The sequence below is a fragment of the Lentilactobacillus buchneri genome, from assembly GCF_018314255.1.
In the GTDB taxonomy this organism is placed as follows: domain Bacteria; phylum Bacillota; class Bacilli; order Lactobacillales; family Lactobacillaceae; genus Lentilactobacillus; species Lentilactobacillus buchneri.
On the sequence record NZ_CP073066.1, the window covers coordinates 145,027 to 166,443 of the forward strand.

At 45.1% G+C, this 21,417-nt stretch carries 20 protein-coding genes; 3 read left to right on the plus strand and 17 right to left on the minus strand.

The window, feature by feature from the left end; genetic code table 11:
- Positions 1-90: 90 nt before the first annotated feature.
- The 3 genes from glmM to cdaA are packed head-to-tail and all read right to left on the minus strand — an operon-like array spanning position 91 to position 3,292.
- Positions 91-1,440 carry a phosphoglucosamine mutase gene (gene glmM, locus KE627_RS00805; protein ID WP_013728097.1) on the minus strand — a complete coding sequence of 450 codons (1,350 nt, stop codon included), beginning with the start codon at positions 1,438-1,440 and terminating at the stop codon, positions 91-93.
- Positions 1,441-1,482: 42 nt separating this feature from the next.
- Positions 1,483-2,448, minus strand: coding sequence for a CdaR family protein (locus tag KE627_RS00810; protein ID WP_056938713.1), 966 nt, complete (start codon positions 2,446-2,448; stop codon positions 1,483-1,485).
- A 1-nt stretch (position 2,449) separates the two neighbouring features.
- Positions 2,450-3,292: a diadenylate cyclase CdaA gene (gene cdaA / locus KE627_RS00815; RefSeq protein ID WP_013728099.1), complete on the minus strand. Its 843-nt coding sequence runs from the start codon at positions 3,290-3,292 to the stop codon at positions 2,450-2,452.
- 179 nt (positions 3,293-3,471) lie between these two features.
- On the opposite strand from cdaA, the gene KE627_RS00820 reads away from it, so the two are divergent.
- Positions 3,472-4,125, plus strand: a complete 654-nt coding sequence (locus KE627_RS00820) for a DUF1361 domain-containing protein (protein WP_013728100.1) — start codon at positions 3,472-3,474, stop codon at positions 4,123-4,125.
- A gap of 51 nt (positions 4,126-4,176) precedes the next feature.
- Here the strand turns inward: KE627_RS00820 and KE627_RS00825 are convergent, their stop codons facing one another.
- The 3 genes from KE627_RS00825 to murB are packed head-to-tail and all read right to left on the minus strand — an operon-like array spanning position 4,177 to position 7,983.
- Positions 4,177-4,926, minus strand: a complete 750-nt coding sequence (locus KE627_RS00825; protein WP_013728101.1) for a tyrosine-protein phosphatase — start codon at positions 4,924-4,926, stop codon at positions 4,177-4,179.
- 11 nt (positions 4,927-4,937) lie between these two features.
- Positions 4,938-7,058, minus strand: a complete 2,121-nt coding sequence (locus KE627_RS00830; protein WP_056938712.1) for a cation:proton antiporter — start codon at positions 7,056-7,058, stop codon at positions 4,938-4,940.
- A gap of 13 nt (positions 7,059-7,071) precedes the next feature.
- The gene (gene murB / locus KE627_RS00835) at positions 7,072-7,983 is read right to left on the minus strand and encodes a UDP-N-acetylmuramate dehydrogenase (RefSeq protein WP_173667609.1); all 912 of its coding nucleotides are present in this window, start codon (positions 7,981-7,983) and stop codon (positions 7,072-7,074) included.
- Between the two features lie 143 nt (positions 7,984-8,126).
- Between murB and KE627_RS00840 the strand changes: the two genes are divergently transcribed.
- Positions 8,127-8,660, plus strand: a complete 534-nt coding sequence (locus KE627_RS00840; RefSeq protein WP_056938711.1) for a 3'-5' exonuclease — start codon at positions 8,127-8,129, stop codon at positions 8,658-8,660.
- Positions 8,661-8,834: 174 nt separating this feature from the next.
- Here the strand turns inward: KE627_RS00840 and KE627_RS00845 are convergent, their stop codons facing one another.
- The 4 genes from KE627_RS00845 to KE627_RS00860 form a co-directional block, all read right to left on the minus strand.
- Complete coding sequence (locus KE627_RS00845; protein ID WP_013728105.1) at positions 8,835-9,329, minus strand: GNAT family N-acetyltransferase; 495 nt, start codon at positions 9,327-9,329, stop codon at positions 8,835-8,837.
- A 21-nt stretch (positions 9,330-9,350) separates the two neighbouring features.
- Complete coding sequence (gene tsaE, locus KE627_RS00850; RefSeq protein ID WP_056938710.1) at positions 9,351-9,821, minus strand: tRNA (adenosine(37)-N6)-threonylcarbamoyltransferase complex ATPase subunit type 1 TsaE; 471 nt, start codon at positions 9,819-9,821, stop codon at positions 9,351-9,353.
- A 74-nt stretch (positions 9,822-9,895) separates the two neighbouring features.
- A complete protein-coding gene (pta, locus tag KE627_RS00855) occupies positions 9,896-10,870 on the minus strand; it encodes a phosphate acetyltransferase (RefSeq protein ID WP_013728107.1) in 975 nt (324 codons plus the stop codon).
- Between the two features lie 29 nt (positions 10,871-10,899).
- Positions 10,900-11,592, minus strand: coding sequence for a uracil-DNA glycosylase (locus KE627_RS00860; RefSeq protein ID WP_013728108.1), 693 nt, complete (start codon positions 11,590-11,592; stop codon positions 10,900-10,902).
- Between the two features lie 109 nt (positions 11,593-11,701).
- On the opposite strand from KE627_RS00860, the gene KE627_RS00865 reads away from it, so the two are divergent.
- Positions 11,702-12,271, plus strand: a complete 570-nt coding sequence (locus KE627_RS00865; protein ID WP_013728109.1) for an LURP-one-related/scramblase family protein — start codon at positions 11,702-11,704, stop codon at positions 12,269-12,271.
- Between the two features lie 50 nt (positions 12,272-12,321).
- Here the strand turns inward: KE627_RS00865 and smpB are convergent, their stop codons facing one another.
- The 7 genes from smpB to eno form a co-directional block, all read right to left on the minus strand.
- Entirely contained in the window at positions 12,322-12,795 is a 474-nt protein-coding gene (gene smpB / locus KE627_RS00870) for an SsrA-binding protein SmpB (RefSeq protein ID WP_013728110.1), read from the minus strand.
- Between the two features lie 20 nt (positions 12,796-12,815).
- Positions 12,816-15,143 (minus strand): ribonuclease R, encoded by a 2,328-nt coding sequence (gene rnr / locus KE627_RS00875; protein WP_013728111.1) that lies wholly within the window; start codon positions 15,141-15,143, stop codon positions 12,816-12,818.
- 15 nt (positions 15,144-15,158) lie between these two features.
- Positions 15,159-15,905: an alpha/beta hydrolase gene (locus tag KE627_RS00880; protein WP_013728112.1), complete on the minus strand. Its 747-nt coding sequence runs from the start codon at positions 15,903-15,905 to the stop codon at positions 15,159-15,161.
- A 74-nt stretch (positions 15,906-15,979) separates the two neighbouring features.
- A complete protein-coding gene (gene secG, locus KE627_RS00885) occupies positions 15,980-16,216 on the minus strand; it encodes a preprotein translocase subunit SecG (protein ID WP_013728113.1) in 237 nt (78 codons plus the stop codon).
- Between the two features lie 84 nt (positions 16,217-16,300).
- Positions 16,301-17,830, minus strand: a complete 1,530-nt coding sequence (locus KE627_RS00890) for a ClC family H(+)/Cl(-) exchange transporter (RefSeq protein ID WP_013728114.1) — start codon at positions 17,828-17,830, stop codon at positions 16,301-16,303.
- Between the two features lie 44 nt (positions 17,831-17,874).
- Positions 17,875-19,917, minus strand: a complete 2,043-nt coding sequence (locus tag KE627_RS00895; protein ID WP_056938709.1) for a MucBP domain-containing protein — start codon at positions 19,915-19,917, stop codon at positions 17,875-17,877.
- 95 nt (positions 19,918-20,012) lie between these two features.
- Positions 20,013-21,332 (minus strand): phosphopyruvate hydratase, encoded by a 1,320-nt coding sequence (gene eno, locus KE627_RS00900; protein WP_056938708.1) that lies wholly within the window; start codon positions 21,330-21,332, stop codon positions 20,013-20,015.
- Between the last annotated feature and the right edge of the window lie 85 nt (positions 21,333-21,417).

Here is a 21,417-nt window from a genome sequence, read left to right on the forward strand (position 1 = left end):
TAAAAAGATGTTGCAGTAAACTTTCGTTTTACTTACAACATCTGCTTAAAATCATATTTAAATAAATGATTCTCTGAAAAAATGTCTAAACTATTCAATTCCCATTTCGTCACGAACAACATCTGCAATCCGTTTGGTGTAATCATCAACCAAATCTTGTGTTGGTGCTTCGGTCATGACTCGAAGTAGGGGTTCGGTCCCACTGGGACGAACCAAGACGCGGCCATCACCATGCATTTCTTCTTCAACTTGGGCGATCACGTCTTTAACCTTGTCATTGTCCAAAGCGTGTTTCTTATCGGCTACTTTAACGTTAATCAAGCGTTGCGGATATTTTTTGATCTCGCCGGCCAGTTCAGACAATTTCTTACCGGTGGCTTTCATGACTGATAATAGTTGCAAACTGGTCAGCATGCCGTCTCCGGTGGTGTTGAAATCCAAGAAGATGATGTGACCGGACTGCTCGCCACCCAAATTGTAGCCGTCCTGATTCATTTTTTCGACGACGTAACGGTCCCCAACCTGGGTCTTCACGCTGGTCATCCCTTCACGTTCCATCGCCTTATACATCCCCATATTACTCATGACGGTCGTCACAATGGTATTCTTCTTCAAGCGGCCACGTTCAGCCATGTATTTACCGCAAATGTACATGATAGCATCACCATCAACCAACTTACCGTTCTCATCAACTGCGATACAACGGTCACCGTCGCCATCAAAGGCAATTCCAGCGGAAACCCCTTTATCCAAGACAAACTTCTGCAGCTGCTCCGGATGAGTTGATCCAACATGATCGTTGATATTAAGGCCGTCTGGATTAGTGGCTAGCGTTTCAAATTCAATGCCCAAATCGGCGTACAATGTGGTGACCAGCTTGCTGGTGGAACCATTGGCAGCGTCCACGGCAACCTTCATGCCGGAAAGGTCCTCAGAAATTGTCTGCTCAAGGAAATGAATATACTTTTGACTACCTTCAAGATAATCCCCAACGACTCCCAAGCCATCGGCGGCTGGGCGGGGCAGAATGTCTTCTGGCCTTTCCAGGATGCCCTCAATCTCTTCTTCCAGTTCGTCGGACAATTTGTAACCATCGGCACCGAAGAACTTGATACCATTATATTCAACCGGGTTGTGTGAAGCCGTAATCATGACACCAGCATCAGCTTCCTGATTTCTAACCAGGTAAGCAACTCCGGGTGTCGTGACGATTCCCAGGTTCAACACTTCAATTCCGACCGAAAGCAGGCCGGCAACCAAGGCTTCTTCAAGCATCTGCCCGGAAATTCGGGTGTCTCGTGCAACCAAAACCTGAGGCTGTTTACGTTCTGAATGGTGGGTCAGCACATAACCGCCGGCTCGGCCGCACTTAAAGGCCAACTCAGGGGTTAATTCTTTGTTCGCGATACCGCGAACGCCGTCAGTACCAAAATACTTCATGTTAAAAATTCCTCATTTCAGTTTAAATATTTTAAATATTTGTTAGTTATTTCTGGTGATTTTGACCGAAATCCGCTCTGGATCAAATCCTTTAACGTCGTTTAATTTAGGATCCAACGTCACCTGCTTGGTCTTAGTCTTGGTGACATCGCTGGTGTCGACTTCGACTTTGACAGAGGCCAGCTTGGCCAACTCCGCCTTGGTCCCAAATACCCGAACCCGCTTGGTTGCCGAAGTCAGCGTAAAGCTCTCGTTGTCATCAGTGACACCCTTTGGTTCCAGTCTGATCGGCAATTCTTTACTATTGCCCGGCGTGATTGGTAACGTGACATCTGCGGTAGCCGGGGTAATCACCACGTTAACCGTGTTTTGTTTGGCGTCGAGGGCTTCAATAATTGCCTGACTGGAAATTGATGACTTGGCATTTTGCGGAACGTTAAGCTGAGCGACAACCGACTTAATCCGGTTAATCTGATCTGACGCACCGGTAATCTTGACGTTCTTCACATCAGCGTTGGCCTCGCCTGCCTGATATCCCGAAGCAATATTTCGTTGAGAGTATTTAACGGTCAATGGATACGAAACAGTTTCCCGCGGCTGAATATCAACCTTAATTGTAGCTGGTTCGAAGCGATATCTCAAATCATTATTTAAACCGTCCTGCTGAATCCTGACGGTATGTGTCCCCACTCCCAATTTGGAGAGGTCCGCGTAGGCTTTAAAGTTTTGTGTATTCGCAGTGGTGGTCACCAACGCGGATGGGCCGGTGAGATGAACTTTGACCTTCTGCGGATAACCGGTCACAAAATATTTGTTACTATTCACGGTTAAAGAAAGCGGAACTGAAAATGTCTGGGTCCGGTTTGAGGTCAGTGAGGTTGAATTGGTGTTGCCGGACTGATTGCTGGTTGTGCTGGATTGGGTACTGCCAACATACATGAATAACAGGATGGCAAAGAACAGCGACAGCAAACGATATGCCCAGTTTTTTAAGAGCCATTGTCGCATATTACCGTCCCCCTTTGAAATGCTTGTCAATAAAGCCGGATACCGTACTAAGAAATGTCCGGTGGGTCTGATCATCTTCATCGGTAAACAATTGATCTTTGAAGTATTTCAGGTAGTCATCCCGTGTCATCCCACGGAGTAATTCGTTATTTTGAGTGATTGACACTTCACCGGTCTCTTCTGAAATAACCACTGTCATCGCATCTGTCAACTCCGAGATTCCAACGGCCGCCCGGTGACGCGTCCCTAATTCCTTGGGGATCAGGTTACTTTGAGAAAGCGGTAAGTAAGCTGCGGCAGCGGCCACCCGGTTATTCTTAATGATGACAGCCCCATCGTGGAGTGGGGTGTTCGGGATGAAAATGTTGATTAACAATTCACCACTCACATCAGCGTCCAACGCAATTCCAGTCTCAATATATTCTTCCAGACCTGTATTCATCTGTAAGGTAATCAAGGCCCCAATTCGCCGTTTGGACATATATTGAATTGCCCGATCCAAAGCGGTGATCATCTTTTGAGCATCTTCGTTTTCCTTGCGCCCTTTGACAAAAATGGACCCACGGCCAAGGTGTTCCAGGCCCCGACGAATTTCCGGTTGGAAAATGACGATCAGCCCAATAACACCCCAATTAATCACCTGATCCATGATCCAAGACAAAGTGGAGAGCCCAGTATAAGCACTAATAATTTTAACCACCAAGATCAGGACAATCCCGCGCAAAAGCTGGACTGCCTTGGTATCTCGGACAATCAAAAGTAAATTATAAATTAGAAACCAAACGGCCAAAATATCAATCAGGCTCGTCAAGTTATGTATCGTAAAAATATCTGACCAGTTCATTACGCTCTCCCCTAATTAGTTTTCAGAAATATTATATCATTGTCGCCTGTCAAACTGATAATCGATTAAAATTTGTGACGATGTTTAAATAAAACATTAAAAATGACCGGATCGATCAAGTATTGATGGTATTTCTTCGCGAAAAATAGTTTAATTATATATTGATAGGGGGTTTTAACGTGAACGCAAAAACAAAATGGCTGGTCCGGGCACTCTTTCTGGTCTGGATCGCCCTACTATATTCATATTTAAAACAACCCCCGTTTAACTTTTTAGTGTTAAATACGTTTCTGGCATTTATTCCAATTGAACTCAGCTTCCACATTGACGTTGGCAAACCCAAAAACGGCCTGCTGTTTTGGGTGCTGATCATCGTCTGGCTGTTGTTTTATCCAAATACCCCCTACCTGCTGACAGATTTATTCCACTTATCGCTATTGAATCCTTATGGTGTCAACGGATTGCTAAGACTTGACGATGTGATGTGGTTCAAGTTTGCGCTGCTATTGATTTCAACCATTTTCTCAACTTTGGTCGGGCTTTGGGGCTTGGATAAGGTTGGCGATGCGATTACAGCCAGGTTCCATGCCCACAATCTGTTGGTCAAACACGCCGTCATTGTGGCGCTCACCATTCTGGCATCAATCGGGATCTTCATTGGCCGTTTCTTGCGGATTCACACGATTTACTTGTTCTTAACCCCGGAATTATTTATCAGACCGTTATTGAACATGTGGAGCCGACCGGCAATTGTGTTTATTGTTTTATTAACGGCAGTTCAACTGGTATTCTACTACACACTCAAACTCATTCAAAAACCACAATCAAAATAAATGGGATGCTACCGTAATTCGACGGTTCATCCCTTTTTATTTGCCTCAATATCAATCCGTCACGAACTTTTCTCTAAACCGCGCAACATAATCGCTGGGCAGATCCAACCCATTTTTCAAATACCCATCAAATGAGCCAAAGTGTTCCAGCAAAACATCGTTGGCGTGGCGTAAATAATCGGCATCAACCAGCAAGGCTGTGTGCAGGTTGTCCAATTGCTGCTGATTCATTTCATTTTTGAACCGGTTGAGCAAATCTTCATTGGCCTTGACCCGCAGTTGATTAGTCAGCAGATAATCATCCATAATTTGTTGATCGTCAGCGCCAGCCACCTTTAAAATCACGGCCGCTGCAAAGCCGGTTCGGTCTTTTCCAGCGAAGCAATGAAATAGGATCGGTGCATCATCTGCCAGCAAGTCCGTCATGAAATCATGATACCCCTGTTGGGCAGACTGACTTAAAACAATTGATTCATAAGTTTTAAGCATATTCTCATGAACCTTGTTGCCGTCGGTAATCATCGCCCCCAGACTAGCCCCATTGGACGTTTTATCAGACAAAATATCAATATGGTAATATTTGGCACCAGAAATCGCACTATCCGGTGCTTGTTTGACTTCATCCGTACTTCTAAAGTCGTAAACATCCCGGATCCGGCACTGGTCTTGCAGGAAGGCCGTTTGTTCCTGGCTGATCCCAGCAATTTGACCGCTTCTAAAAAAGTATCCTGACTGCAATTTCCCTGAAGGAACTCTGATTCCGCCGATGTCTCTGAAGTTCACTAACCCTTTGTCATTCATTTGAAGTCCCCCTACTCGTTTTGATAATCCATAATCAAAACTGTTTCAGAATAGTTAATATATTGTCTTAAGTGGGCAGCCATCGACCAGTCAATATTGCCTTGTTCGAGGAGCACCTGCACGCCTTCACGTTCGGCAGCCAAGGCCTTAATTCTCAAGCTCTGGTAGTTCATCGCCTGATCATTGATCTGCTTTTTGGAATGATCCTTGGCCAGCTCAATCTGATTTCGATAATGCACAATTAAATGATAAACCGACTGACTGTCAAACCGTTGATTGTCAATATCGTCACGGGCAAAGTAGTCGGATAATGCTGAGATAGCCGCCTTCGCCTGTTCCCGTTGAATCAGGGCCAGCTCATCGGAAATATCTTCATTCGTTTTGCGCCGAATCAACCACAAGGAGACGCGATTCCGCAGTTTAATGAAATTCCGCGCGGTCCCATGCCCAAGTTTGACTTTCCGACCAACCGAGCGGATCATCCGATTTTCTAAACGCTGCAGTTTGGCACTGGCAATCAAGAAGGCCGTTTTGGAAATTTTTGGGTCGTCGAATAATTTCTGCACTGCGGCCCGTTCACCACGAAGCGCAACCCTTCGAAGTGCCAATTCATCAGCAATGATGGAGTCCATTTCTTTTTTATCTTGGAGTTTTAATTCCAGCCTTCGAATCAGAAACTGATAATCGAGAATTAAGTCAAAAGCCTCTTTTTGATTATTGGGCCGCCGTTCTTCTTCAATTCGTTGAACTGCCAATTTCATGATATAGACGCGGGCCTCATCTTCAGAAATGTATTCCGCATCGCTGTCGGCCGAACTGGTATCAATTTCATCCGGATCATCGGTTGAGTTGGCTCGGGTCAACAGTGGTGCCTTATCTTCAGAAATCAGTGGCAAGGTGACGGTGGCCACGACCAGTGAAATGATGATCACTCCCGCAGCAACGAATAACGCCAGTGATCTGGACGGAAACGGACTGCCATTATCAATCGTCATGGGAATCGATAAAACTCCGGCCATGGTAACGGCCCCCCGAACGCCAGACAATCCTGCCAACAGCGCCGCCTTAAAGGTGGGCATTTGCTTGGTTTGAATTGATTTGATTTTTCGGGAGCGAATACTGCTGACCGCTTGGTAGGCGTAGATCCAGACAACTCGAATGGCCAAGAGAATCAGCCAGGCTAGAAAAGAAATTCCCAGTGCAGCAAAGGTATTAATCTTGTTATTTTGAATCACATTGGTGGTTGCTAACGGCAGTTCAATCCCCAGAATTAAGAAGACAATCCCGTTTAAGGTATAGATAATAATGTCCCAGGTTTTTTCACTGACCAATTTGAGCTCAGGTTGACTGCGATCCGGTGCCGTTCCGTAAAAGTGGAAGATGATCCCGGCGGCAACCACCGCAATTACACCAGAAGCATGCAAGAATTCTTCGGTCACCAGGTACACCACGAAAGGCGTTGTGACCTGCAGGACCGTGCTAAAAATGACATCGTTGATTCCCTGTCGATACAGCCAGTTTTCAATCATCAAAATCAGCCCCATAATGACCAGACCGCTGACGAAGCCCATAATACTGATATAAACAAAGTCAATGGCGGCCGTTTTAATGGAGAAAACGCCGGTGACCGTGGCTGCAATTGCATATTTAAAGGCAATCAGGCCGCTGGCATCATTGATCAGGCTTTCGCCACTGACAATGTGTAAAATTCCTTCCGGAAGCTTTGCCCGTTTGGAAATCGACTGCACGGCAACCGGGTCGGTCGGCGACAGGATCGCTGCCAGCGCAAAACTGACCGAAAACGGCATAGTTGGAATAATTAAGTGAAACAGCAAGCCGCCTAAAATTGTCGTCAAAAAAACCAATACAATTGCATTGGCCAATATTGGTCCCCGCAACTTCCACAACTCCTGCTTGGGGAACCTGCGCCCGTCGTTAAACAGCAACGGCGCGATAAATAATAACAGGAACCAATCAGTTTCAAGCGGAATGGTCACCCGCATCATTAAAGCGGCTCCCAGTCCCAAAACAACTTGAATTAAACTAACCGGAACCGCTGGAACAAAATGGTCAACAACGTTGGAAAAAACAACCAACGTCATTAACAGAATGACCGCTTCAAGAATGTGCACGCATTACCAACTCCTAGTTTGACTTGGGGTCTTCACCAATAATTCTGACTTCCGTCTCCAGATGCACGCCGAATTTGTCGTAAACGGTCTTTTGAACATGGGCGATGACGTTTAAATAATCAGTGGCAGTGGCACCATCGACATTAACGATAAAGCCGGCATGTTTCATTGAAACCTGAGCGCCGCCGATCTGGAAGCCTTGAAGTCCGGCATCATGAATCAGTTTACCAGCAAAATAGCCGGTTGGCCGTTTGAAGACACTTCCACAGGACGGCAGTTCCAACGGCTGTTTAGAGGCCCGCAGAGCATTGAGATGATCCATCCGCTTTTGAATTTTGTCGGCAATGCCGACTTCCAAAGAGAAGGTCGCCGAAATGACGATTTGCTGGTTTTCTTGGACGCTGCAATGCCGATAACCGAAATCCAGTTCTTGATGATTCAAGTGAATAATGTGGTTGTCGGGTGTCAAGACTTCAGCCCCACTGACAACGTTGGCGATCTCACCGCCATAAGCACCGGCGTTCATGAACACCGCTCCACCAACGCTTCCGGGGATCCCCGCTGCGAACTCCAAGTGAGTTAACGAATGGGCTTGGGCAGCCTTGGTCACGTCAATCAAGGCAGCTCCGGCATCCGCGACGACCTCATTTTCATGTGACGAAATCCGGTTCATTTTGGTCAGAATCATTGTCAGGCCACGAATGCCGCCGTCTTTGACGATTAAGTTGCTGGCATTGCCAACCACAGTGACCGGGAGCGATTGCTCGTTGGCATAATCCAGCATTTCTTGACATTCTTTAATCGATTTAGGAAAGGCAAGAATATCTGCCGGACCGCCAGTCAATGTGTGGGTGTATTTGGATAAAGGTTCATTTATCAAAATCTCAATTTTGGGATATAAATCTACAACAGTTTTTGATTGCATCATTTTTCAATTCCTCGGTTTCACAACATATACATTAATTTTACCACGAAACAAGTTATCTATGGGGCGGAATAGCCGGAAAGCACTCCGGTTGCGTTTTCACGGGGTTCTTTGTACAATGTGATTAACTTGAGGTGAAAAATATGAATTTTGTTGCGATGGATTTTGAAACCGCAAACGCAAAAAGAGCCAGCGCATGTTCAATTGCCCTGGCCATCGTTCGGGATAATCAAATTACCAATGAATTTTATTCATTAATCAATCCGGAAATGGACTTTAGTTGGCGAAATATCAACGTCCATGGCATTCATGAACGTGATGTTGTCGATGCCCCGACCTTTCCGGAAGTTTGGCGCCACATTCAGCCGCTGTTTTCAGCCAATAAATTGGTGATTGCCCACAATGCATCATTTGATAACAGCGTCTTGAAACGAACACTGGAACGTTATGAAGTTCAACCGCCGCACTACCTGACACTGGACACGTTAAGGACCTCCAAGCAATTCTACCCGACGTTGGAAAATCACAAACTTAACACCCTTTGCGATAAGCTCAACATCGTTTTGGAACATCACCATAACGCGCTGGACGATAGTGTTGCCTGTGCCAATATTCTATTAACCGAACAGGCCCAATTTGGCAGTGAAATGCTGCGGCCATTTGTCAAAGCAATCTAAAGAGATTGGAACGAACTTAGTTTCATCCCAGCATTCAACAAAATAACGCAACCATTCCAAGATTAGGGATGGTTGCGTTATTTCATTAAGTGCCTGAGATCAACCAGTCATCACGTCCGTTTAATAAAAAAGTGGCGGTCTTAGTTGCAATAAGCAACCACGTCACTCAAGGCTTCAATCCTTTTTTGGGACATCCAAGGCCATTCTCACAACTTCACGACCGTCTTGAAAGTACACGTCGGTATCGTGAAAGCCAACTTTGTAATAAACATGAATGGCCGGCTCATTCTTCGAGAAAACAGTCAGCACCAGTTGATCAAGCGAGCTAAAATCTGTTGCCCAGTCAATGGCCAGTTCCATCAAGTTGGTGCCAATCGAGTAACCTTGGTAACCCGCCAGCACAGCCACGCCGACTTCACCGGCCCCATTATCGATACTGTCAACGGTCACAATCCCAATCAATTCGGAGCCATAGGTGGCAACCGCCATCAAATTGGTCCGAGAGTGATTGATCAAATTAATTTGTTGGGCTTCGTCGGCTGCGGTAATGTCATCCAAATCAGAATCGACCAAAAACGTATCGGACTCGCCTTGAAGAACCTTCAACAAATCCAAAATTGCCTGACCGTCACTCGGTTCTGCTAACCGAAAGTCTACTTCTTCTGCCACATCATTGCTCGCTTTCCACTGTTATTCTGAAAATATATCATCAATTAGTTGTTCAAAACGGTGCCCGGTGGCTTCAAAAGTCAGCGTTCTCACGTTGTCGCCCTCAGAATCATCCCGCCGAAAAATAATCCGAAGATAGTCATCCGGTAGTTCGTCGGCAACAAACTTTGACCATTCGACCACGTTGACCCCGTCGCCATTAAAATATTCTTCCAAGCCCAGATCATCGCCACCGCCTTCTTCAAGTCGGTACACATCCATGTGATACAGCGGAATTCGGCCGTCTTGATATTCGCGAATAATGGTAAATGTGGGACTCTTGATTGGTCGCGTAATCCCCAATCCTTTGGCAAGTCCTTTGGTAAAGGTGGTCTTCCCAGCTCCCAAATCACCATCGAGCAAAATCAAATCTTGTGGCGCCAAGTATGCGGCCAATTTTTCACCGATCGCCATGGTTTGATCTGCTGAGTGAACAGTTATCGTCTTCGTCAATTAATCACCTCATTCAAAAAGGAAGGATTGCGACGCAACAACCACCGCAATCCTACCCTGTTTAATTATTTCTATTATAATGCTTGAGCCGCTGTGATGATAGCAACTTTATAAACGTCTTCTTCATTGCTGCCTCGTGACAGGTCGGAAACCGGTTTGTTCAATCCTTGAAGAATTGGACCAATGGCTTCAAAACCACCGAAGCGTTGGGCAATCTTGTAGCCAATGTTGCCTGATTGTAATTCAGGGAAAACAAAGACCGTAGCTTTACCGGCAACTTTTGAACCCGGTGCCTTCTTCTCGGCAACCGTTGGGACAAATGCGGCATCAAACTGCATTTCACCATCGATTGCCATATCAGGTGCCTGTTCTTGAGCTAATTTGGTTGCCTCTTGAACTTTGGTGACCATATCACCCTTGGCAGAGCCTTTGGTCGAGAAGCTCAACAGCGCCACTTTAGGGTCAATATCGAAGGTCTTGGCAACCTTGCCGCTTTCAACGGCAATTTCTGCCAGGGCATTGGCATCTGGGTCCAAGTTGATAGCACAATCGGCAAATAAGTATCGTTCGTCACCCTTTTGCATAATGAAAGCACCACTGATTAATTTAACGCCGGGCTTGGTCTTAATGATTTGTAGAGCTGGACGAACCGTGTCGCCAGTTGGATGATTGGCACCTGAAACCATCCCGTTGATTTTGTTCATGTAGACCAATGTGGTTCCAAAGTAATTTGGATCCTTCAGCCAATCGCGCGCCTTGGCCTCATCGGTCTTGCCCTTACGACGTTCCACGATAGCTGCAACCATTTCATCGATTTGATCCGCTGGTTGGTTCAGGTAGTCGATAATTTCAACGTTCCCCAAATCAATGTCAGCGTCTTTAGCAACTTTTTCAACGGTGTCTTTAGCCCCCAGAATCACTGGATTAACCAGTCCGTCCTTTGCCAGACGGCTGGCGGCACCAAGGATTCGGACATCGTCACCCTCTGGGAAAACGATACTAATGTTTTTGCCCTTGATCTTTTGCTTAAGACTTTCAAATAATTCCATGATAAATCCTCCAATTCTACAAAATCAGTCTAAGATGTTTGCGATACCTTTTCCGGCAGCTGCCAGTTAATCGGCTCCTCGCCCATTGCTTCCAGTGCTTCATTGGTCTTTGAAAATGGTTTTGAACCAAAGAATCCTCGATGAGCAGACAACGGACTGGGATGGGCCGATTGAATCACCACGTTGGTTTTCGTATCAATCAACGCAATTTTATCCCGGGCAGCTCTCCCCCACAGAATAAAGACAACGGGCTTCTCACGAGCGGACAGTTTTTGGATCGCCGCATCAGTCAGTTGCTCCCAACCCTTCCCTTTGTGGGAAAAGGCCTGACCATTGCGAACGGTCAAAACTGAATTCAGCAGTAATACGCCCTGTTTGGCCCAGCTTTCCAAATCACCGTGTTCAACCGGTTTGATTCCGAGGTCAGACTGAAGCTCCTTATAAATATTCTGAAGTGACGGCGGAATTTTAACGCCCGGCATGACAGAAAAACTCAATCCCTGGGCTTGATGAGGCTCATGATAGGGATCCTGTCCCAAAATCACGACCTTCACCTTGCTGAAAGGAGTCAGCTGAAACGCCTCAAAAATGTGATTCATATCAGGATGAATATATTGCGTCTTGTATTCTGATATCAAAAATTGGCGTAACTGCTGATAATAAGTTTTCTCGAATTCGGGCTTTAAAACATCCCACCAGTCATTTTTTATAAACGGTTTCATTCCCAACACCTCACGTTTTATTCTACCATACCATTTTTAAAATAACACCAGCGTAAATAATTTCAGAACGTGTTAAAATGAAAATAATACAAGTAAAGGAAATGCGTCTATGAGTCGAAAATTACAGTTGAATTTAACCGAACTGGATCACACCCGTTCGACTAAGGTCACCGATCAATATCGAGACACAAAATATTTAATTGTCGGCAAGTGGGGCTTGATTGACGACACTTTTTCAATTTACTCAATTTCAGGTGAAGTCGTGGCAACCGTCCGTCAACAATCTCTGGGCATGACGCCTAAATTTGATTTGTATTACCTGGACCAATTTGTGGGCGGTTCCGTGATCCATTTTACGATGCACTACACAACGATTTTTATCAACGGCATTAATTGGTTGGTTGCCGGTAACCAGGACAAACAAACTTACCGAATCATGCACGGACGCCAGCGGATTGCGACAATCAAGTCATACAGTCAGTCCGATCAAGTCATTCGGATCATGGATGTAGACAATACCAATCATGAACCATTGGTGCTTGCCATTGCGGCTATTCTCAATCATCCCTCGTTGGCACATGCTTCCCGATTGAAGTTGGGTGTTTTGAATAAAGCACCCGTCAAACCAAATCTTGAAAGTGAAAACATTTCGACCCTCCACAATGAAAATAAGCGATGAATCAGTCGGCAGCTTGCCAATTGATTTCATCGCTTTTTGTTTGAGCTTGATTAATAATGTTTCATAACTCGTTCAATTTGACGCTTTTGATCACGTCGCTTGATGGTTTCACGCTTATCGTACTCATGCTTACCGGTTGCTACCCCAATTAAAACTTTGGCAAAACCATTTTTGAGGTAGACCTTTAAAGGAACGATTGTGACCCCTTTGTCTTGGGTAATTTGAGCCAATTTGCGAATTTGCTTTTTGTGCAGCAACAACTTTCGATTGCGCAGCGGATCATGATTAAATTGGTTCCCCTCAGCGTACTCACTGATGTGAACGTTCATCATGTAGGCCTCATCGTTTCGAATTTGAACAAAGCCATCCTTTAGGTTAATTCGCCGAGCACGAATCGATTTAATTTCGGTACCTGTCAGCACAATTCCAGCTTCGTAGGTTTCGGAAATCGAATAATCATGACGAGCTTTTTTATTTTGCGCCATCAAATTATCGTTATTATGCTGCTTTTTGCCTTTGGCCATCAAATCACCTCGCTTACAGCTTAATGTTTATTATGGTTCCGATGTCCGTTGTTGCCATGGTTGTTTCTCCCACGGTTGTTGTTGGCGTGATTGGAACGGGAATTGTTATTCGAATTGCCGTGGCGCTCATTATTGCCATGGTAGTTATTATTATGATAAGTCCGCTTTGGCAACATGTTACTTTGTGGCGTCTTTTCAGGATCAACAATATCAAAGTCAACGGCACTCTGCTTGACGTCAACATTGACCACTTTAACTCGGATTGCCTGACCCATCTTGTAGGTTCGCCGAGTATTTCGACCAACCAAGGCCATAAATTGTTCCACGTATTGATAGTAGTCATCATTCATTCGGCTGATGTGAACCAAGCCTTCAACCGTATTTGGCAACTCAATGAACAGACCAAATTTCATAACTGAACTGACAACCCCATCGAATTCTTCGCCGATGTGATCGTTCATATATTCAGCTTTCTTCATTGAATCGGTATCACGTTCGGCATCAACGGCCCGACGTTCGTATTGAGAAGTCGTCGTCGCAATTTCATCCAACACGTTGGCATAACGTTTCTTGGTCTCATCGTTAATCCCGTTATCTTGATAATAATGAATCAATCGATGAACCATTGTATCTGGATAACGCCGAATTGGCGATGTGAAATGGGTATAGAACGGTGCTGCCAACCCAAAGTGTCCCAAAGACTGATCGGCGTAACGAGCCTGCTTCAAACTCCGCAGCAGCATCACTGAAACCATCATTTCTTCAGGCTTGCCGGCAACTTTTTTCAAGACATTTTGTAAAGTCTTTGGGGTCACATGCTCTGGATCACCCTTCACATTAATCCCGAATGCAGTCAACGTCTCAAAGAAGGTTCTGATCCGATCGGCATCCGGCGTTTCATGGACCCGGTAAATAAAGGGAACGTGTTTTTCATAGTAGTGCTTGGCAACCGTTTCGTTCGCGGCCAGCATGAATGATTCAATCATCCGCTCGGCAGTACCACGAACCCGCAGCTTAATATCGATTGGGTGGCCTTTGTCATCCACGATAATTTCTGCTTCGTTATCGTCGAAGTCAATTGCCCCACGCGCTTTTCGATGCTTGTATAAAATTTTGTGCAGCTCACCCATGGTTTCAAACATGGGAACCAATTTATCGTAACGGTCCATGGTTTTTTGATCGTGGGATTCCAAAATGTTGTTAACCGCTGTGTAGGTCATTCGGGCGGTTGAACGCATCAAACTCGGGTGAATCCGATGCTTGATGATATTGCCGGATGGATCAATCTCCATTTCACAACTCATACATAATCGTAATTCGCCTTCGTTCAGCGAACAGATTCCGTTGGATAAACGTCTTGGCAGCATTGGAATCACACGGTCAGTCAGATAAACGGAAGTCCCACGACGGAATGCTTCTTTGTCAATGGCGCTGCCGGGTTGAACATAATGGCTCACGTCAGCGATATGAACCCCTAAATGATAATTGCCATTGGGGAGTTTCCAAGCGGTAACCGCATCGTCCAAATCTTTAGAAGATTCCCCGTCGATGGTCACCAAATCCTGATCAGTAATATCTTCTCGGCCAATCTTCTCGGCTTCAGTCACGTGATCTGGGATGGCATCTGCAGCCTGAATGACATCTTCAGGGAACTCAGCGGGAATATCATGGGCATAAACAATCTGTAAAATGTCAATTCCTGGGTCATCAACTGATCCAATAACTTCATCGGCAATCCCCACCATGTAATCAGGGTGCTTGGTAGATGGGTATTCGGTGATTTGAGCAGTGATCACTTCACCAGGTGTTGGCTTCAGCCCGACGTCGTTGATATAAAATTTGTACTTGGCAATTTTCTTATCGTTGAGGGTTAATTGACCAATGTATCCTTTGTCATCATCAGTCTTTTCAAACGGTCCAACCACGCGGGTATATTTGTGTTCGGCAATTTTAGTGACTTTGCCTTCCGGGCCCCGATCGGATCCCGGTTGTGCAGGCCGGACGATTTCCATTTCCACAGTATCACCATTCAGTGCATTCATGGTGTTATCGGGCGCAATGTAAGCATCTGGAGCATTTTCATCATAAGTGACGAAACCAAACCCTTTGTCATTAGCGTGGAAAATACCACTTAATTGTTGTTTATCAGGATTCAATTGAAACTTGCCGTCTTCAGTCACAACGGCGACTTTATCGCGTTCCAAAGAAGCCAATTCTTGAACAATCAGCTTAAAGGCTGCTGAACCATGCGATCTCAGGACGTCAGCAATTTTCTCGACAGTAAACACGTTATCCGGATAGGTTCGGAGAACGTTTTCTATTTGATTTTTCAAATCATTATCTTGCAATCTATATTCCTCTTATTATTCATAAAGTTGTGTTAAAAATTCGGTTAAATCAGCCTCAAGCTGCTTGTGAGCAGGATTAACGGTAATCATGTGACTGGCGTTGGGGTATTCGTGGTAACTGACCCGACTGTTCACCAATCCATCCCTCAAAGACTTGGCACTTTCAGGATTCACGATCTCATCGCTTAACCCCTGACCGATGAAGTATGGTTGGGTGATTTTAGGTAAATCCTGCGCCACACCAACTGTGAAATCAGCAATCTTACCTAATAGTATATCAATATTTTCGTCAAGCCACTTGAGTTTTGAATTCATAATCGCTTCATTGGTATCATACTGAACAAAATTGGCTTTGGCCATTTGCATAAAGGTATTATGAACACTAAACTGACGCTTTCGAACAATTGGTGATCCAAACGAACCGCCGCCGAGTAAAGTCGGATCATTCTCCAGCGTTTTAGCGGCAAAAATACCGCCCAGCGAGATGCCAAAGATACTGATTTGGGTATATCCCCTGTCCTTTAGAAACTGGACGGCCCGTTTGGCATCGTTCCACCAACGCTCGGGCGTTCCCTGAATCAGGATATCGGTAAAATCAGCCGTCCCATGGCCAGTAAACATTGGCGCATACACGGTATAATTCTGACGCTCCAAATACCTCGCGAGCATTCGAACGTCAACCGGGCCACTGGCAAAAGCATGCAACAGAATAATTGCTCTCGGTCCGTGTTCAAAATAAAAAGATTTGACTGGTGTTTGCATAGCACCCATCCTTTCATGTCCACCCATTCAATTATAATAAAAATCCCCCTGCATTTAAACAGGAGGATTGAATACTAATGAGATGATATCCAAACTAATGCAAGTGCTAAGAGAAAGAAAATTATCCCTAAAACAAGTGTAGTTTTTTGCATGAATGCTTCAAAGCCACGTGGCTTCTGCTTTGCAAACAAGTCATCGGCCCCACCAGTTAAGGCGGACATGGCGTCATTAGTCTTTGATGGTTGCATTAACACTGCGATTGTAATTAAAACACAGTCGATCAGCAATAATGTTAACAAAAAGTTGTACACGTTGATAGCCTCCTACCGTTAAATCGGCTTAATACTACTCTTACTAAACTAACACATTATAGCAGAATTCGCTACCTTTTGGGATTAAGTTTCTGTTGTTAAGGTAATAATTTGCTGGGTGATCGCGTGCTGATTTTTAGTTGAGACGTTGATGAACAATGTATCGCCCCATCGAATCAAGGTGCCGCCAGCAGGCACAATTTCGACACCGTTTCGTTGAATCTTGGTCAGCAGTGACCCCATTGGCCATTTGATCTGACGCACCATTTTGCCATCCATCTGTGAACCGGCATACACGGTTTCCATAATTTCAGCAGTTCGACCCAAATTCATCTTGGTCTGAACTTTCAGGAGCTGCTGAAGCATCGAGTAATAGACCGGTTTGCCGTTTAACAGGTCTAAGACGCCGTATGCGATTAAAGACACGACCGCCAGGCCAAGGAGATGGGTCAGAGTCCCAACCATCTCTGTAATCAAAAGAATTGCCGTGAAAGGGGCCTTACTGATTGCCGCAAAGTATCCGGCCATCCCCATAATAATGAAACTCGAGAAATACAGTGGATTCATCAACCCAAGATTGACAGCGATACTGCCGACAATCGCGCCGATTAAACCACCAAGGCAAAGAATTGGCAGGAAAATGCCGCCGGGAAGGCCACTCCCGTATGAAAGCATCGAGAAAACAAACCGAATTATGAAATAAAGACATAAAATCAGAGTTGGATAATTTGCCGAACTCAACCTCAGAATAATGTCACTCCCGCCACCCAACAAGTGCGGGAAAAACGCTCCCATTGGGATCACCAACAACAGCGGAATAATTCCGTTGAAGTACCAGGGAATATGAGTATGCCGATACCACTTTCCCATCCGAAGAATAACCATCTGATATAACCGGCCCAACACGCCAAGGACAATTCCTAAAATGACAACCCACAAAAAATATTTGAGTGGCAGTGGCGTACTTCGCATGTATAAAACCGGCTTGAGGCCAAAAACATACGTCGCAACCATGTCAGAAGTGACCGCAGATGTGAGCGAAACAATCCAAATATTGGTGGAAAAGTTATGATAAATCTCTTCCAAAACAAACAGCGTACTGGCAATTGGGGCGTTAAAAGCCGCACTTAAGCCAGCAGCGGCACCACTGGAAATGAGCACTTGGCGATCAAACCCAACTTGTTTGGTGAAATGGGCAACTCCCTGCCCCAAAGTTGACCCCAACTGAATTGAGGGACCTTCGCGACCGAGATATAAACCACTTCCAATCGCCAAAATGCCACCAACAAATTTCCGCCACAGAATCGCCCACCAGCCGTAATCAACCTCACCTAACAATTGACCTTCAACTTGTGGAATGCCGGATCCTTTAATATCCGGCTGCTGCTTTAGAAACCAGCCAACCAATAAGCCAATGGCAACATTAATGACAATTGTCGTCAGTAGAAACGACAGATGATGGATCGAATTGATATAAAGATAGCGCATGAAATCCGTCATATGGCCAATTGACCACCGAAACATCGAGACTGCCGATCCGGCGAGTACACCAATGACGATCCCGTTAACGATTGTTTTTACTTGAGACAGCTTGTAACTTCCTCTTACCTGCAATTTTGCTCATCCTTTAATGATTTCTGATATCCATCATATCATAATCAAATGAGTCGTTTGAAAAGTTTTTTGCCGATTAACGCGCCAAGAAGCACCACCCCCGACAAAACACCGACAACGGACTGCGATTCACCGGTTTGGGGAAGCTTTTCTGAAACATCCGAAGCGTCTTTGGCTTCGTTGTGTCGCTTTGCTTTGGTTTCAGACGGATTCCGGCCACTGATAGCTGACTGACGCCCTTTTTTGTGGCCAGTCTTTGAGCTGAGTGCAGTCGGTTCAGCTAATGGCTTGTTTGATTTATCGGCTAATTTGATGTAAGTGAATTGTACATCTTCAGGCATCAGATTGTCAGCCTTCAGTTCCTGGGTTGGTTGCTGAACCCGATAACCTGAAATAAACTTGGCCGTGTAAGTCTTGGTTTGGCCATATTCAAGTTCCACTGAGTCTTTAGAGATGGTTTTGCCATCCTGATCCACGTTGATAATATTAAAGGTGACTTTTTTAGCAGTATAATGCAATGTCAGGGTTTTCGAACTTGCATCCAGGTCGGTGGACTGTAATTCATAGCCATAAAATTCGACGTTCTTTGACCGGAATGCCCGGGCCTCTTCTGAAGTGAGATGCAGGGCTTTATTGAAGAGTAAGTGGCCGTGAGTGTCGATCCCATGGAGTTGATAGGTTGTGGTCATTGGTTGCTTTTCCTGATGATCGGTTGATTTTTCGGGTACCTTTGTCTGGTTGATTTCCGGAATTTTGGGTTTTGTTTGAACGACCGGTTTTTCTGAGTCTTTTGAATCAGATTCGGAAGTCTTAACTGTGTTCTTTGTGGAGCCGGATTGATCTGTGGTTTTACCAGGAAGGTCGGCTGGCTTTTCAGACGGCTTCGCAGACGTTTTTGAAATTTCCTGCACTTTTTCATCGGGGTTGAGTGATTCGGCTGTGGTTTCTACCGGCTTGGATGATCTGGATTTTTTGCCGGTTTCGGACTGAACGGATGATGTCGACTTTGCATTAGTCGACGAATCTGCAACTGCGCCTTCCTTTTTGCTTTCAGGTTTAGTGGCACCAGTCTCTTTATCAGATGATGATGACGCCCCATTGGTTTTAGTGGCGGGCTGGGTTTTGGGTTCAGGATCCGGCAATTTGGTTCCCGGCGCCGCCACTGGTGAGTTTAATTGGCCGTTTTCAGCCCCTGTGGCACCCACTACCTTCACTTTTTTATCATCATGTTTGGGGCCGGACTTGGAAGTGGTAGCGTCCTTGACTTCTTTATCGGGCGTTTCGGCTGGTTTGACATCCGGTTGGTGCACTGGTTCTGTTTGGGTAACGGATGGAACGACACGATTGCCAGCCTCGCTCGGTGTACTTGGTGATGGTTGCATGTCAGTTGTCGCAGTCGTTGAAACCACCGGCCTTGAAGCAGACTCGCTCATGGGCTTTTCACTAACGAGCTGAATTGGTTCGCTTGTCTGCCCAGTTTCACCAGACTTGGAATTACCAGGTTCTGGCTGGTCTGGTACAACCACATTAGCCAACTTATCCGCAGCAATCAATGGATTAAGGCTCTTATATTTGAGGGTCACATCCCAGTTGGTCTCTTTGATTTTTCCGTTGATATCCTTTGAATTGAGCAGTTCATAACCTGAAACGTCAAATTCGTTTTTATTAAGGCGGTAGGTACCAAAGATAGTTGCTTGATTGAAAACCTTGTTGTCCTGAATTGGTTGGTTATTTTCATCAAGGTACTTGATGGTCACCACAGCATCTTCTGCCATATAGTTAACCACCATTCCGGGAGAATAATGCACTTCGGAAACGACCGGATGGTAATGTGGAACGTTGTCCGGGGCACTAAAGGTTGACGACTTACTCTTATCAATGTACATCTTGACTGTGGCTTGTTTGTCAAGCACCGACTTGTCACCACGGATGTTTCTAACTTGAAACTGTTGGTGGATGGTAATTTTGTCAGGAAACTCCTGGGTAGCTGTTTGACTGGTTTCAGCACCAACAATCTGCTCATGCACCAGTGGGCTGGCGAATCCCAGCACGCCTAACGAAACTGATAATAAAAGTGTTTTTTTCAAAATAATACCTCCATTATTTGTGATCTAAGAGTTAGATACGCAAAAATGGAGGCGTTTTATGTACAAAAAAAGTCGCTTTCACGACTTTTTTCAAATTACTTGTTTAAGATGTCTTGACGTGCTTGTTCTGACAAGTTGTAGAATGAGTGAATTCCTTTGTAATCGGCAACGTCACCGAGTTGGTCTTCAATTCTCATCAATTGGTTGTACTTGGCAATTCGTTCGCCACGGCTCATTGAACCAGTCTTGATTTGACCGGCATTGAGGCCAACAACCAAGTCAGCAATCGTGGTATCTTCAGTTTCACCAGAACGGTGTGAAATGATTGCAGTGTAGCCTGCTTCTTTGGCCATTTCAACAGCTTCGACAGTTTCAGTCAAAGTACCAATTTGGTTAAGCTTGATTAAGATAGCATTGGCAACGCCCATGTTGATACCTTTCTTAAGGTAATCAGTGTTGGTAACAAACAAATCATCACCAACGATTTGAACTTTCTTACCAAGGCGTTTAGTAGCCATTTGCCAATCAGCCCATTCGTTTTCATCAAGAGGATCCTCGATTGAAATAACTGGGTATTTGTCAACGATGCTTTCAAGCAAAGTCACAAATTCATCAGCAGTGTATGACTTACCGTCACCCTTTAAATCATATTTCTTAGTATCGGTGTTGTAGAATTCTGATGCTGCACAGTCAAAGGCAATGGCAATGTCTTTACCTGGCTTGTAGCCTGCACGTTGAATAGCTTCAACAAGGATTTCAAATGGTTCCTCGTTGTTCTTCAAGTCAGGAGCAAATCCACCTTCATCACCAACGGCAGTTGAGTATCCGCGTTCATTCAACAAGTTCTTCAAGTTGTGGAATGTTTCAGAACTCCAACGAATAGCTTCTTTGATGGTTGGAGCACCAATAGGCATGATCATGAATTCTTGGAAATCAACCTTGTTGTTGGCATGCTTACCACCATTGATAACGTTCAACATTGGTGTTGGGAGCAAGTGACCATTGAAACCACCAAGGTAGTTGTACAATGGAACTTCCAATTCGTCAGCAGCAGCACGAGCAGCAGCTAATGAAACACCCAAGATCGCATTGGCACCTAACTTACCCTTGTTGGGGGTACCGTCCAATTCGATCATAGCCTTATCAATAGCCAATTGGTCAGTAACATCGTAGCCAACAATTTCTTTAGCGATGATGTTATTAACGTTGTCAACGGCTTTGGTAACGCCCTTGCCCATGTAACGATCCTTGTCACCATCACGGAGTTCAACAGCTTCGTGTTCACCAGTTGAAGCACCTGAAGGAACGATTCCACGGCCCATTGCACCTGCTTCAGTATACAATTCAACTTCAACAGTTGGGTTACCACGAGAGTCTAGAACCTCACGAGCATAAATATCAGAAATAATTGACATGTTTTTTTCTCTCCTTAGCGAAAGTTGTGACCTTTTGTACAAGGTTCAACTTCAATTCTATTAGTTTCTCGCCGAAGTTTCAACA